This window comes from Alphaproteobacteria bacterium, assembly GCA_015231795.1.
Classification (GTDB): Bacteria; Pseudomonadota; Alphaproteobacteria; order Rhodospirillales; family WMHbin7; genus WMHbin7.
On record JADGAX010000007.1, the window covers coordinates 77,067 to 90,058 of the forward strand.

Genomic DNA, 12,992 nt, shown 5'->3' on the forward strand with positions numbered 1-12,992 from the left:
TCTGGGTGCCTGCCCACAAGACCGAAGCGGTGCGCCGGATGGTCAGCCGCATGGAACGCCGTCACCCGGTAAGACGGGCCGAGGTCCTTGATCGCCTAAGTAATGCCCAAGATGAGTTGGCCCGCTTTGGAGTTGCGGGACTGTCGCTGTTCGGCTCGGTCGGCAGGGACGAGGCGTCGCCCAAATCGGACATCGACCTGCTGGTCGAGTTCAAGCCCGGCCGTCCATCGGGCATGTTCGAGCTGATCGATTTGAAGCGTTGGCTGGAGGGGCATTTAGGCCATCCGGCGGACATCGTTACCCCCACCAGCTTGAAGCCGCGTCTGAAAGGACGCATCTTAAAGGAAGCGATTAGGATATTTTGATGACAATCAAGGATTGGCGGGTCAGTCTGGCGGATATTTCCGAAGCGGTGGATCGCATCCACCGTTATATCAAGGGAATGGACATGGACGCCTTCTGCGAGGACGAGCGCACGCAAGATGCCGTGGCGCGCAACCTGGAAATCATGGGCGAGGCGGTGCGCCATCTTCCCCAGGAGATTACTCATCGCTACCCGGATGTGCCCTGGTCTAAACTGGCGGAAATGCGCAATATCCTGGTTCACGAATATCATTCGGTGGCATCTGAAATTTTATGGCGCACGCTGCTGAACGACGTTTTGCCTTTGGGGAACCGTCTGCGAGCCGTCTTGACAGCCGAGGATAGGGGATCATGAAAGAGCCTAGGAATATCCTGATTACAGGCGCTTCCAGCGGTCTTGGGGCTGCGCTGGCCCTCAGCTACGCCCATTCGGGGGTTACGCTGTTCCTGAGTGGTCGTAATGCCGAGCGCTTGGAAAAGGTCGCTTCTGATTGTCGTGGGCGAGGGGCCAGGGTCGAACGCGCCGTGGTCAATGTCGTCGATGAAGATACGATGGCGACCTGGATCGAGGCGGCCGATACGTCGCGGCCTCTCGATCTGGTGATCGCCAACGCGGGAATTTCCGCGGGCAGCCACAAGGGCAAAGAAGAGACCTGCGACCAGATCCGCGCCGTCTTCGCCACCAATGTCGATGGCGTTCTGAACACCATCCTGCCCATCCTGCCCCGCATGAGGGAACGCAAGCGGGGGCAGATCGCCATCATGTCGTCGCTGGCCAGCTTTCGAGGATTTGCTGAATCGCCCGCCTATTGCGCCAGCAAGGCCGCCGAACGCGTGCTGGGTGAGGGTATGCGTCTGCGCCTGAAGCCGCATGGCGTGCAAGTGTCGGTGATTTGTCCCGGCTTCGTCAAAACGCCTATGACCGAGCGCAACAACTTCACTATGCCCTTCTTGATGAATCCCGAACGCGCCGCCCAGGTGATCAAGCTGGGGCTGGCACTTGACAAGGGCCGGATCAGCTTTCCGATGCCCCTGGCCTTCGGCGTATGGCTTCTCTCCTTTTTGCCGGTGGGCCTTTCCGACGTTTTGCTGGGAATTCGCCAGCGATGACGGGAAGGCGTTTGAAGGTTGGCGTGCTGGTCGATCTTGAAAGGCGGGCCAGCGCCGGGGGGCACGTCAAATGCTGGGAGAAATTGGCGCGCGCTGCCGTTTCCCGAGACGATCTCGATCTGACCGTGCATGTGCAGAACGCCAGTGAGGCGATCGAGCCGTTGTCGGACCATGTGCGCTTCATCAGCCATCGCCCCGCCTTCTCGACCGAGCGCTTGTCTTGGATCGTAGGCAATATCCCCGACCACACCGATCTGTCGCCCTGGCATCCAGGAATCGCAAAGGCGCTTCCCGGCTACGACGTCGTCCATACCACGGATGCGTTCTTCGCCATGGCGGGAACGGCGCTGAAGGTTTGTGGCCGAAAGGGCATCCCACTGGTCAATTCCGTGCATACGGATACGCCTGGCTATACGCGCCTTTACACAAGGCGCACCGTCGAGCGGCTGTTCGGCCATGGTTTCCTTTCTCGCCTGCTTCTGGATCGTCTCAAGGTTGATCAATGGCAGGAAGCGCGCATGTTGGCCAAGCTGCGCAAGCATCAGTTTGCGGCTCATTTCTCGCTCGATTCCGACGCCAAGTCGTTGGAGGAAATGAAACGATGCCTGGGAGCTGGGCGGGTAGGCCGATTGCGGCGCGGCATCGACATGGATTTCTTCAGTCCCGAACATCGCGACCGGGCTTGGTTGGAATCGCGTTTCGGCATTGCGCGTGAAAGCGTAGTTGTCTTGTTCGTAGGCCGCGTCAACGCCGGCAAGAACGTCCTGCCCGCCGCCCAAGCGGTTGCCGAAATGGCCGCCAAGGGGCATGACGTCCATTTTCTGGCGGCGGGCGAGGGCGAGGAAATTCCCGTCATCCGCCAGATGCTAAAAGAGCGCGCCTGCCTGCCTGGGAGCGTGCCTTCGGCGGATATGGGGCGTCTTTACGCCAGTTGCGACATATTCCTTTTTCCGTCGATGTTGGATGTATTGGCCAATGTGGTGATGGAAGCCCTGGCTTCTGGCTTGCCGGTGCTGGTCAATGAAAGATCGGGACTGGAGCCGTATTTCGAACCCAATGTCAGCGGACTGGTGGTGCCCGATCATGGTTGGGGCCACGCATTGGAAGGTTTGCTGATGGCGCCTGACCGGCGTCGTATGCTTGGCCTTGCTGCGCGCCAGCATTCAGAACGCGCGCATCCCAGTTGGGGGGACGTTCTGGCCCAGGACATCATGCCCTTCTGGCGCAAGGCCGCGCGTTGGGAATGACGGCGGCGCTTCCTTCCATCCTGGTGTTGGCCCCGCATCCTGACGACGAGGTGGTGGGAGCGGCCATCGCCATGAAACGCGCCATGGCGCAGGGCGCCAAGCTGTCGGTTCTGTTTCTGACCACCGGCATCGCCAGAGAGGCCTGGTTCTGGGAGCGAAACGCCTACTACGCCAAGGCTTCAAGGCGGATGGACGAAGCAAGGCGGGTTGCCGATGCACACGGGTTCTCGATTGCCGGGTCGCTGGATATTCCCAGTCGCCGCCTGATCGAGCATTTGGTAGAAGTCCGCCGAACCGTCGAAGGGTTTGAAGCGCAGCGGCTGTGGGTGCCTGCTTATGAAGGCGGCCATCAGGATCATGACGCCGCCAATGCGCTGGCCCAGACCTTGCGGGGCAGGTTCGAGATTTGGGAATTCGCCGAGTACAATTTCGCTGGCGGACGGGTGAATTCCAATCAGTTTCCAGACGGAATTGGAAACGTCTTGGCGCTTTCGCCCGAGGAGGCCGATTTTAAACGCGCCCTGCTGGAACTTTATGCCAGCGAGCGGGCTAATCTCGATTACGTTTCCTGCCGTCAAGAAGCGATGCGCCTAATGCCCGCGCATGATTATGCATGCCCGCCGCACAAGGGACGGCTGTTTCGCGAGCGCTTTCATTGGGTGCCGTTGCGGCATCCTCGTATCGACTGGCGAAAGCAAGCCGAGATCAGTCGCGGGCTTTCGGATTTCGTCAGCCGTTTTTCCTGATGCCGAAACAATGTTCCAGGGTCGGGAAACTTCTGGCCCGCACTTCGTCGCGATAGGCTTCGAAGGCCTGCTGAACTGGTGGGGCCAGTTCCGCGAAACGCTTCACGAAGCGCGGCTTGAAGGCGCTGAACAGGCCAAGCGCGTCGTCGCAGACCAGGACTTGGCCATCGCAGGCGGGCGATGCGCCGATGCCGATAGTTGGAATGGGCACTTCCTTGGTGATGCGCCTTGCCAGGTCTTCGACCACGCCTTCCACCACCATGGCGAAAGCGCCGGCTTCGGCGACCGCCAGCGCATCTTCGTGGATATGGCTGGCTTCCTGCAGATCGCGTCCGTGGGCTCGAAAGCCGCCCGCCGTGTTGACCGACTGCGGCAAAAGCCCCACATGGGCCATGACCGGGATGCCGCGCTTCGACAGGAATTCGATGGTGGGCGCCATGACGGTGCCGCCTTCCAGTTTCACGCCCTGCGCGCCCGTTTCGGCCATCACGCGCGAGGCCGACGCGAAGGCGTGTTCCGGCGAGCTTTCATAACTGCCGAAAGGCAGGTCGACGATGACGCAGGCGTCGGGCGCGCCGCGCTTCACCGCCTTGCCGTGCTGGATCATCATGTCCAGCGTGACGCCCAAGGTGCTGTCCATGCCGTAAAGCACCATGCCCACCGAATCGCCGACCAGCAGGAAGTCGCAATAAGGGGCGGCAAGGCGGGCCATGGGGGCCGTATACAGCGCCAAGCTGACGATGGGTTCCCCCCCCTTGCGGGCGCGGATATCGGGCGGCATCAGGCGCTTGGTTGGCGAATCGCTCATATAAACCTCCTGCTTTCAGACGGTTATCGCGCTTTTCCGCCCGCTTAGCAACCGTCAGGAATGAGTCGGCCATTTTCCATCCGGCCGATCTGGTCGCACAGCCTTGCCACAATGGCGGGCGAATGCGCGACCAGCAGATAAGACAGGCCGTGCGTTCCCTTCAGCCGTTCAAGAAGATCGAGAATGTCGGCCTGAACGGTCATGTCCAAGGCGCTGGTCGGTTCGTCCAGCAGCAATAGCCGTGGTTTCAGGATCAAGGCCCTGGCGATGGCGACCCGCTGGCGCTGTCCGCCCGACAATTGATGCGGATAACGGCCAAGAAGATCGCCAGTCAGGCTAACCTCCGCGATCGCTTGCTCGATCCGTTTCAGGCGATCCGCCACGCCATGAATGATCAAGGGTTCGGCCAACGCGCGGGCCATCGTGTGGCGTGGATGCAGCGACCCATAAGGATCTTGAAAGACCATGTTGAGGCGTTTGGCCCGCTCCAGGCTGGTCAGCCTTCTCAGGTCGCGCCCCTCGAACGTGATCTTGCCCTTGAAATCGATCAAGCCCGCGATGGCGCGCAGAACGGTGCTTTTTCCCGATCCGGATGGGCCGACAAGGCCGAAACTGTCGCCAGCCGCGACGTCCAGGGAAATGTTGTCCACCAGAATCTTGCCGTCGATGGCCACCGTAAGATCGCGAAGGCTTAGCATGGAAGCCTCGGAATGGATCGGATCAGGCGTTGCGTAAAGGGGTGGACTGGCGTTTGACCTTGTGCAAGTTCCTCGACGATCCGACCGTCTTGCATCACCAAAAGGCGGGGACAGGCCTGCATCGCCAGTTCGATGTCGTGGGTGATCAGCAGCAAGCCCATGCCCTGCGCCGTCATGCGTTCGTCCAGCAACGCCATCATCTGGGCGGCCATGGGCGGATCGAGCGCGCTGGTCGGTTCGTCGGCGATCAGCAGTTTGGGGCGTTGGGCCAAGGTCATCGCCAGATAGGCCCGCTGGCCCTGTCCGCCGGACATTTGGTGCGGGTATCGCTGGGCGATGTCGGGGGAAAGACCAACCTCGGCCAGACAGTCGCCGATGGGCCTGTTGGCCACTTCGCCGATCTGCTGGCCGATTGTCATGGTGGGATGCAGGCTATAGCGCGGGTCTTGCAGCATCAGGCCGACGATCCGTCCGCGAATTTTGCGCCAATCGCTTTGCTTGGCCCGGCTCATCTCGGTTCCGTCAATGACCAGCCTGCCAGCGCCAACCTGCCCCGGATGCGCCACCAGACCCAGCAAGGCGCGGGCCAGCGTGCTTTTTCCCGAACCCGATTCCCCCACAATGGCCATCCGTTCGCCCGGCAATAGACCCAGCGAAACGCCATCAACGACGGCCCTGCCTCCAAATCGCACCGACAGGTCGCGCACGTCGATCAGCATCGATCGCTCCTGGGATCGAGCGCGTCTCGCAGCGCATCGCCGATCAGCGAGAATCCCAGCCCGGCCATCAGGATCGCTAGGCCTGGAAAGCCCGCCACCCAGGGGGCTTCGATCAGATGCGTTCGACCCGCCGCCACCATGGCTCCCCATTCCGGGGCCGGGGGTTGGGCGCCCAGGCCCAGAAAGCCCAGCCCTGCCGCCGTCAAAACGATTCCCGCCAGATCCAGGCTCAGGCGCACCAGCATCGAAGACAGGCCCAGGGGAACGATATGGATGCAGGCGACGCGCAGTTCCGAGGCCCCGCAAAGCCTGGCCGCCGCGATGAAATCAGCCTTTCTGGCCGACAAGGTTTCCGCCCTGGCCTGGCGGGCATAGGGTGGCCAAGCGGTCAGCGCCACGGCGATGGCGGCGTTGACCAATCCCGGCCCCAGGGCGGCGGCCAGGGCCAGGGCCAGAATCAGCCTTGGCACCGAAAGCGCTATGTCGGTCATGCGCATCAGAACAGTTTCGATCCAGCCGCCCAAAGTTCCCGCCAGTGCTCCGATCAGCAAGCCCAGGGGGGCGGCCAGCCCGGCCACCAGGACGGCTAGGCCCAGCGTTTGGCGCGCCCCGGCCAGGGTGCGGGCCAGGACGTCTCGCCCCAGGGCGTCGGTGCCGAACCAGTGGTCCGCCGATGGCGGCAACAGGCGGGCGCTGAGATGGGTTTGCAGGGCGGCATCGGCCATCAAGGGGCCAAAGACGGCCCCCAGGATCAGCGGCATGAGCAGAATAATCCCCAGCCAAGCCAATGGATCGCGAAAAAAACGATTCATGCCGTCCTCGGGTCCAGCCAGCGTTGCATCATATCGGCCAAGAGATTGAGAGCGGCCACGACAAGACCGATCAGCAGCGTTCCCCCCAGGATGGCCGCCATGTCAGCCGCCATCAAGGCGCCGGTCATGTAGGAACCCAGGCCCGGCCAGGAGAAGACGGTTTCGGTCAGCACCGCCCCTTCCAGCAACGAGCAGAGCGTCAGGGCCAGGGTGGTGGTCAGCGGCGCCAGCGCAGCCCCCAGGGCATGGCGCAGCACCACCCGCCACTCGCTTAAACCCTTGGCCCTGGCGGTCAGGATGAAATCCTGCGTCAGCGCGTCCAGCATCAGGGCGCGGCTGGTGCGTGCGAACAGGGCCGTCGAAAACAGGCCCAGCGTCAGGGCTGGCAGAACCAGATGAGCCAGCGCGTCGGCGCCGATGTCGGGGCGCCCGGCCAGCAAGGCATCTGCCAGGATGAAACCGGTCGGGCTGGGGATCAGCCCCTCAAGGTAGAAGCTAAGACGGCCAGGACCAGGCGTCCATCCCAGGGCGGCGTAGAACAGGTAAAGGGCCATCAGCCCCAGCCAGAAAACCGGAACCGAATGGCCAAGCAGGGCGATCAGGCGGGACAGATGGTCGGGCCAGCGTCCCCGCCAATAGGCGCCGACGACGCCAAGCGGCAGGCCCAACGCCAAGCCGATGGCGGTGGCCGCCAGCGCCAGTTCGACGGTGGCGGGAAAGACCTGGGCCAAGTCTTCAAAGACAGGCCGTCCGGTCAGGGTGGACAATCCCAGATCGCCAGACAGGGCGCGCCCGACATGATGCAGAAATTGGATTGGCCAAGGCTGGTCAAGACCCAGCGCCTGGGCGGCGGCGGCTCTGGTCGCTTCATTGGCCCGCTCGCCCACCACGGCCAGCAGCGGGTCGATGGGGGCAATCTTGGCGAAGGCGAAGGTGACGGCCAGCAATGCCAGCAAAGTCAAGGGAAACCAGACAAGCCGCTTCATTTGGCGTTTTTCTTGACGTCGGCATAGCGCATGGAATCGGGCGTCAGACCGGCCCTGAGACCTTGCACGGTTTTTCGCAGGGCCAGGATTTGCATGTCCTGGAACATCACGGCATAGGGGCCATCCCTCAGGGCTTCTCGCTGGGCGGCTTCGTAATGGGATAGGCGCTTTGCCGTGTCGCGCTCGGATTTGGCGGCTTGCACCAATCCGGTCAGTTCAGGAATGTTCCAGCTATTGCGCCAAGCCAAAAGGCGATAGGGCGAGCTGTCGGCATTGTCGGGGTTCCAGGTGAAACCCTGGATGGTGGCGTGTGGGTCGGGATAATCCGGCGACCACTGGGCCAAGGTCAGCATATGCGCCCTGGCCCGGTAGCGGGTCAGCAGTTGCTTGTTGTCCATCTGCACGATTTCAATCGCTACGCCCGCCTTGGCGAAATCGGCGGCGATGGCCTGGGCGATGTCGATCGAAGGCGAGACGTTGCGCACATCCAGCGTCAATTGCAGGCCTTTCGCATAGCCCGCTTCGGCCAACAGGCGTTTGGCCGTTTCGGTATCCTGTTTATAGGGCGTATCGTTCAGGGCACCCGGAAAACCCTGCGCCAGGATGGTTTGGTGGACCGCCTTGGTTCCTTTCAGGATGTTCTTGGCGATGCCGTCATAATCGATCAGCAGCTTGAGGGCGCGGCGCACTTTGGAATCGGCCAGCGCCCTTACCTTCATGTTCATGCCGATATAGAACAGCCCGCCCTGCGGAACGCGGATGATGGTCACATCCGGGTTTGCCGTCAGCTTGGCCATGTCGTCGGGCGACAGGTTGCGCGCGATGTCCAGATCGCCCTTTTCCAGCATCAGGCGCTGCACCGAGCTTTCTGGAATATGGCGGATGCCCACCCGCTCGGGGACGGGAACGCCTTGATGATGAGGGGCAAAGCGGCCCAAAATCACGCCTTGGCCGGGACGCCAAAGCTCTAGCCGAAAGGGGCCGGACCCGCCATCTCTCATGCGCAGCCAAGTGCTGGCGAAATCGCCATCCTTTTCCACTTGGCTGCCCAGGCGCGAATCGACGACCGAGGCGGCATAGCTGGCCAGAATGTTCCAAACCAAGCTGGGCGACAGCGCATCGTCCAGATCGAGAACGAATGTCAGATCGTTCTCGGCCCTGGCCCTTAGGGCGACGTTCTGGGCCGTCAGTCCCAATTGCTTCAAGATCAGGGCGCCGCCTCGGTCCAGCTTGACGGCCCGTTGGAAGGACCAAGCGGCGTCCTGGGCGGTGACCGTTTTCCCTGAATGGAATTTGGCGTTCTTTTTCAAGGTGAAGATGTATTGCCGACCATCTGGGGAGATTTTCCAAGATTCGGCCAGAACGCCCTTGGGCTGGCCGTTTTCCGTGTCGATCAGCCGGTCATAGAGATTGGCTACGATCTCGGCCCCGGAAACTTCGAACACTTCCGCCGGGTCCAAAGTGACCAGATCGTCGAGCCGCATGCCCACCATCAAGATATTGACTGGCGTTTGGGCCCAGGCCGGAGCGCCCAAAACAAGAAGAATGGCGCATATTAGGGTGCGGACATGAAGCATGGCGGCAGTTTTTCACGCCTTCATCGTCCTGTCACGCCTTGACAGGGAGGGGGTGGCTGCCTTTTCTTGTCGGACTTCAAACGGGAGACCCCATCATATGACTCGTGCGTTCGTATTTCCGGGCCAAGGCTCGCAGGCAGTGGGCATGGGCAAGGAATTGGCCGAGGCCTTTGCCGCCGCCCGCGATGTGTTTGGCGAGATTGACGAGGCTTTGGGCCAGAACCTGTCCAAACTGATGTTCGAAGGCCCTGGCGAGGAACTGGTGCTGACCGAGAACGCCCAGCCTGCCTTGATGGCGGTCAGTCTGGCCGTCATGCGCGTGCTGGAGAAGGATGGCGGGTTCAAGCTGGCGGAAAAGGCGGCCTATGTGGCCGGTCATTCCTTGGGCGAATATTCCGCCCTTTGCGCGGCCGGCGCCTTTAGCGTTGCCGATGCGGCGCGTCTTTTGAAGCTGCGCGGCCTGTCGATGCAAAAGGCGGTGCCGGTGGGCGAAGGGGCGATGGCGGCTCTTTTGGGCCTTGATTTCGAACAGGCGATGGAGGTGGCCAAGGAAGCCGCCCAGGGCGCTGTCTGCGCCGCCGCCAACGACAATGCGCCGGGCCAAGTGGTGGTTAGCGGGGCCAAGGCCGCCGTCGAGCGGGCTTTGGCCATCGCCGCGACCAAGGGGGCCAAGCGCAGCGTGCTGCTGCCGGTCAGCGCCCCTTTCCATTGCGCGCTGATGAAGCCTGCCGCCGAAGCAATGGCCGAGGCTTTGGACAAGGTTGCCATCAAGGAACCCGCCGTGCCCTTGATCGCCAATGTGATCGCCGGGCCGGTCTCGTCGCCCGACGAGATCAAGCGCCTGCTGGTCGAGCAGGTGTGCGGCACCGTGCGTTGGCGCGAATCGGTTCTGAAAATGAAGGAACTGGGCGTCGAGACCTTGATCGAGGCGGGCGCTGGAAAGGTTCTGGCCGGTCTGGTCAAGCGCATCGACAAAGAGATGTCGGCGTTGTCGCTCAACACGCCCGCCGATATCGAAGCATTTCTGAAGAACTCTTAAAATCGAAAGGACGCGCCATGTTCAAACTTGACGGCAAGAATGCCCTGATCACCGGGGCCGCGGGCGGCATCGGCGGCGCGGTCGCCAGGGCCATGCATGCCCAGGGCGCCACCGTGGGACTGACGGATATGAATGCGGATGGGTTGGCCAAGATCAAGGCCGAGTTGGGCGAGAGGGTTCACACTTTTCAAGCCAACCTGACCGACCCGGAAGCGCCCGACAAGTTGATTAAGGAAGCCGAGGCCGCCATGGGATCGGTCGACATCCTGGTCAACAATGCGGGCCTGACCCGAGACGGTTTGGCCATGCGCATGAAGGACGCCGATTGGCAGTTGGTGATCGACGTCAACCTGACCGCCGCCTTCCGCCTGTCCAGGGCCGCCATCAAGGAAATGATGAAGCGGCGCAATGGCCGCATCATCGGCATCGCTTCGGTGGTGGGGCAGATGGGCAACGCCGGTCAGTGCAACTATGCCGCTTCCAAGGCGGGTCTGATGGGCATGAGCAAATCGCTGGCCCAGGAAGTGGCCTCGCGCGGCATCACTGTCAATTGCGTGGCGCCTGGTTTCATCGCCACCGCCATGACCGACGTCCTGCCCGATGCCCAGAAGGAAAAGCTGCTTTCCGGCATTCCCATCGGGCGCATGGGCACGTCGGAGGAGATCGCGTCCGCCGTCGTTTTCCTGGCCAGCCCCGAAGCGCTTTACATCACCGGTCAGACCATTCACGTGAATGGCGGCATGGCGATGATCTGAACTTAATTTGCGTGAATTGGCGGGGCGGATGGCTTGTGGCCGTCCGCCCCGTTGCTTTTTCAATTGGCGATCTGTCGGCATGCCGAGAAATGGTGAAATGTGACGTTTTGGTTATAAATTACTTGGTTTGTATCTCCTGATGTTGCACAATCCCACGTTATAAATGCCCGCAAACAATATCAAGGGCTTAAGGCGGGGGAATGGAGCAGCAAGCAAAAATGCCCGACAAACAGAAACGTCGGTTCGAAGATCTCGTCGATATCCGCCAATTCAGCAGCCTGATGGAATCCTTCTATCAGGCGACGGGGATTCCCCACGGATTGATTGGTGTTGATGGCGCGATTCTGTCCGGCATCGGCTGGCAGGACATCTGCACGAATTATCACCGCGCCAACGCGGCGTCGCTTTGCCGTTGTCAAGAGAGCGACAACTACATCGCCAGCCACCTCCATGAAGGCCCATATGTTGGCTACAAATGCGCCAATGGCTTGATGGATTACGCATCGCCGATTTTGATCGACGGCCAGCATGTCGCCACCATCTTTCTGGGGCAATTCCTGCACGAACCTGCGGATGCGGAGGCCTTTCGCAAACAGGCGCGCGAATTGGGATTCGATGAGGAAGGATATCTGGCCGCCCTGTCGAAAGTGCCGGTGATGTCGGTCGAGCAGGCCAGATCCACCATGGCGTTCTTTTCGAAAATCGCCAGCATGCTGGCCACCGGCGGATTTGAACGCCTGCGACATCTCGAGGCGCGAGACGAAGTTGAGAAGCTCAATCTAGGTCTATTGGACCGGGTCGAGGAACGGACCAGGGAACTGACGCTCAGCAACCGCTCGCTTGAAGAAGAGGTTGAAGAGCATAAGCTGATCGAGGGGCTTTTGAAGCGCGAGCACGACTTCGTGCAGGCGCTGATCGAAGGCATGCCTGGCGTCTACTATCTGCTGGATACGGCTGGCCGGTTCGTTCTTTGGAACAGAAACATGGAAATCGTCACCGGCTACGCTGCCGCCGAAATGGCCGGAAAAAGCGCGCTCGATTTGTTCGTGGATGGCGACAAGGAGCAGATTAGTCAGAAGATTAATATGGTGTTTAAGGAAGGACGGGCAGAGGCGGAAGCCTGTCTGATCTCCAAAGACGGTTGTGAAACGCCATACATCTTCACGGGCGTACGCGTGGAACTGAATGGCGTTCCTTACTTGACTGGGGTCGGCATCGACGTGGCCGAACGTCAACGATCTGCCAGGGCCTTGCAGGCAAAGGCCGACGCCGTCGAGCGATCGAATGCCGAGCTTGAGCAATTCGCCTATGTCGCTTCGCATGACCTGCGTGAACCTTTGCGCATGATCAGCAGTTATATCGCCCTGCTTGAACGGCGTTATGGCGCCGCGCTCGATAAGGAGGCGCATGAATTCATCGCCTTCGCCAAGGACGGCGCCCAGCGCATGGATCGGTTGGTGCTGGACCTCTTGGAATTCTCCCGTGTCGGGCGGTCGCAACATCCCATGGTGCTGGTCGATGTGCGCAAAATTCTTGAAGACGCCATGGCGAATCTGTCCATGTCCATTCGTGAAAATGCGGCCAGGATTGAGATTGCGGGCGAGATGCCGACGATAACGGCCAATGCCCACGAATTGACCAGACTGTTTCAGAATTTGATCGGCAATGCCGTCAAATATCGCCATGCCGACAGGCCGCCCCATATTCGCGTCGAGTGCAAGAAAGCGAAATCGGAATGGATATTCTCGGTGGCCGACAACGGCATCGGCATCGACAGTCACTATTTCGACCGCATCTTCCTGATTTTTCAGCGTCTGCACAGCCGCAAGGACTTCGACGGCACCGGCATCGGCCTTGCCGTGTGCAAAAAGATCGTCGAGCATCATGGCGGACGGATGTGGGTAACGTCGGTTCCTGGGATCGGCTCTACTTTTTCTTTCGCGCTGCCCATATCATCTTCGTGATTTGACAGGTTCCAAAAACCTCGCGGGTAGGGAGATGGCTTGGCATTTCCCCACACCAGGCCACCCGAAGGGATGAAAAAATCCCAACCCGAAAGAGTCAATGCGGACCTCCTATCGGGTGTTTCCATTTTCCTTGCCAGACAACAATCTCGCAGCATTAGGTAGGGA

The 12,992-nt window shown here is 60.8% G+C and carries 14 protein-coding genes; 8 read left to right on the forward strand and 6 right to left on the reverse strand.

Going from position 1 to position 12,992, the window contains the following annotated elements; genetic code table 11:
• Positions 1–50: 50 nt before the first annotated feature.
• Genes HQL44_14105 through HQL44_14125 form a run of 5 tightly spaced genes read left to right on the forward strand, consistent with a single transcriptional unit; the run spans position 51 to position 3,466 of the window.
• Entirely contained in the window at positions 51–365 is a 315-nt protein-coding gene (locus HQL44_14105; protein ID MBF0269714.1) for a nucleotidyltransferase family protein, read from the forward strand.
• Positions 365–718 carry a DUF86 domain-containing protein gene (locus HQL44_14110; protein ID MBF0269715.1) on the forward strand — a complete coding sequence of 118 codons (354 nt, stop codon included), beginning with the start codon at positions 365–367 and terminating at the stop codon, positions 716–718. Before HQL44_14105 ends, HQL44_14110 begins: the two co-directional genes overlap by 1 nt.
• Entirely contained in the window at positions 715–1,473 is a 759-nt protein-coding gene (locus tag HQL44_14115) for an SDR family NAD(P)-dependent oxidoreductase (GenBank protein MBF0269716.1), read from the forward strand. The genes HQL44_14110 and HQL44_14115 overlap by 4 nt, the downstream gene beginning before the upstream one ends.
• Positions 1,470–2,720, forward strand: coding sequence for a glycosyltransferase (locus tag HQL44_14120; protein ID MBF0269717.1), 1,251 nt, complete (start codon positions 1,470–1,472; stop codon positions 2,718–2,720). The genes HQL44_14115 and HQL44_14120 overlap by 4 nt, the downstream gene beginning before the upstream one ends.
• Positions 2,717–3,466, forward strand: a complete 750-nt coding sequence (locus HQL44_14125; GenBank protein ID MBF0269718.1) for a PIG-L family deacetylase — start codon at positions 2,717–2,719, stop codon at positions 3,464–3,466. The genes HQL44_14120 and HQL44_14125 overlap by 4 nt, the downstream gene beginning before the upstream one ends.
• Here the strand turns inward: HQL44_14125 and panB are convergent.
• The 6 genes from panB to HQL44_14155 are packed head-to-tail and all read right to left on the reverse strand — an operon-like array spanning position 3,450 to position 8,973.
• Positions 3,450–4,274, reverse strand: coding sequence for a 3-methyl-2-oxobutanoate hydroxymethyltransferase (gene panB, locus HQL44_14130; GenBank protein ID MBF0269719.1), 825 nt, complete (start codon positions 4,272–4,274; stop codon positions 3,450–3,452). The genes HQL44_14125 and panB overlap by 17 nt on opposite strands.
• A gap of 44 nt (positions 4,275–4,318) precedes the next feature.
• Entirely contained in the window at positions 4,319–4,972 is a 654-nt protein-coding gene (locus HQL44_14135) for an ATP-binding cassette domain-containing protein (protein ID MBF0269720.1), read from the reverse strand.
• A complete protein-coding gene (locus HQL44_14140; protein ID MBF0269721.1) occupies positions 4,966–5,691 on the reverse strand; it encodes an ABC transporter ATP-binding protein in 726 nt (241 codons plus the stop codon). The genes HQL44_14135 and HQL44_14140 overlap by 7 nt, the downstream gene beginning before the upstream one ends.
• Positions 5,685–6,503, reverse strand: a complete 819-nt coding sequence (locus HQL44_14145) for an ABC transporter permease (protein ID MBF0269722.1) — start codon at positions 6,501–6,503, stop codon at positions 5,685–5,687. Before HQL44_14145 ends, HQL44_14140 begins: the two co-directional genes overlap by 7 nt.
• A complete protein-coding gene (locus HQL44_14150) occupies positions 6,500–7,489 on the reverse strand; it encodes an ABC transporter permease (GenBank protein ID MBF0269723.1) in 990 nt (329 codons plus the stop codon). The genes HQL44_14145 and HQL44_14150 overlap by 4 nt, the downstream gene beginning before the upstream one ends.
• On the reverse strand, positions 7,486–8,973 hold the full coding sequence (locus tag HQL44_14155) for an ABC transporter substrate-binding protein (GenBank protein ID MBF0269724.1): 1,488 nt from the start codon (positions 8,971–8,973) through the stop codon (positions 7,486–7,488). Before HQL44_14155 ends, HQL44_14150 begins: the two co-directional genes overlap by 4 nt.
• Positions 8,974–9,163: 190 nt before the next feature.
• On the opposite strand from HQL44_14155, the gene fabD reads away from it, so the two are divergent.
• The 3 genes from fabD to HQL44_14170 all read left to right on the forward strand — a co-directional run bounded on the left by fabD (position 9,164) and on the right by HQL44_14170 (position 12,824).
• A complete protein-coding gene (fabD, locus tag HQL44_14160) occupies positions 9,164–10,105 on the forward strand; it encodes an ACP S-malonyltransferase (GenBank protein ID MBF0269725.1) in 942 nt (313 codons plus the stop codon).
• A gap of 17 nt (positions 10,106–10,122) precedes the next feature.
• A complete protein-coding gene (gene fabG, locus HQL44_14165; protein ID MBF0269726.1) occupies positions 10,123–10,860 on the forward strand; it encodes a 3-oxoacyl-[acyl-carrier-protein] reductase in 738 nt (245 codons plus the stop codon).
• Between the two features lie 218 nt (positions 10,861–11,078).
• On the forward strand, positions 11,079–12,824 hold the full coding sequence (locus HQL44_14170; GenBank protein MBF0269727.1) for a PocR ligand-binding domain-containing protein: 1,746 nt from the start codon (positions 11,079–11,081) through the stop codon (positions 12,822–12,824).
• Positions 12,825–12,992: the final 168 nt, after the last annotated feature.

Excerpts from the sequence above, each read along its gene's own strand:
- HQL44_14105 (MBF0269714.1), top strand. The coding sequence starts at position 51 with ATGGAACGCCGTCACCCGGTAAGACGGGCCGAGGTCCTTGATCGCCTA.
- HQL44_14110 (MBF0269715.1), top strand. The coding sequence starts at position 365 with ATGACAATCAAGGATTGGCGGGTCAGTCTGGCGGATATTTCCGAAGCG.
- HQL44_14115 (MBF0269716.1), top strand. The coding sequence starts at position 715 with ATGAAAGAGCCTAGGAATATCCTGATTACAGGCGCTTCCAGCGGTCTT.
- HQL44_14120 (MBF0269717.1), top strand. The coding sequence starts at position 1,470 with ATGACGGGAAGGCGTTTGAAGGTTGGCGTGCTGGTCGATCTTGAAAGG.
- HQL44_14125 (MBF0269718.1), top strand. The coding sequence starts at position 2,717 with ATGACGGCGGCGCTTCCTTCCATCCTGGTGTTGGCCCCGCATCCTGAC.
- panB (MBF0269719.1), bottom strand. The coding sequence starts at position 4,274 with ATGAGCGATTCGCCAACCAAGCGCCTGATGCCGCCCGATATCCGCGCC.
- HQL44_14135 (MBF0269720.1), bottom strand. The coding sequence starts at position 4,972 with ATGCTAAGCCTTCGCGATCTTACGGTGGCCATCGACGGCAAGATTCTG.
- HQL44_14140 (MBF0269721.1), bottom strand. The coding sequence starts at position 5,691 with ATGCTGATCGACGTGCGCGACCTGTCGGTGCGATTTGGAGGCAGGGCC.
- HQL44_14145 (MBF0269722.1), bottom strand. The coding sequence starts at position 6,503 with ATGAATCGTTTTTTTCGCGATCCATTGGCTTGGCTGGGGATTATTCTG.
- HQL44_14150 (MBF0269723.1), bottom strand. The coding sequence starts at position 7,489 with ATGAAGCGGCTTGTCTGGTTTCCCTTGACTTTGCTGGCATTGCTGGCC.
- HQL44_14155 (MBF0269724.1), bottom strand. The coding sequence starts at position 8,973 with ATGCGGCTCGACGATCTGGTCACTTTGGACCCGGCGGAAGTGTTCGAA.
- fabD (MBF0269725.1), top strand. The coding sequence starts at position 9,164 with ATGACTCGTGCGTTCGTATTTCCGGGCCAAGGCTCGCAGGCAGTGGGC.
- fabG (MBF0269726.1), top strand. The coding sequence starts at position 10,123 with ATGTTCAAACTTGACGGCAAGAATGCCCTGATCACCGGGGCCGCGGGC.
- HQL44_14170 (MBF0269727.1), top strand. The coding sequence starts at position 11,079 with ATGCCCGACAAACAGAAACGTCGGTTCGAAGATCTCGTCGATATCCGC.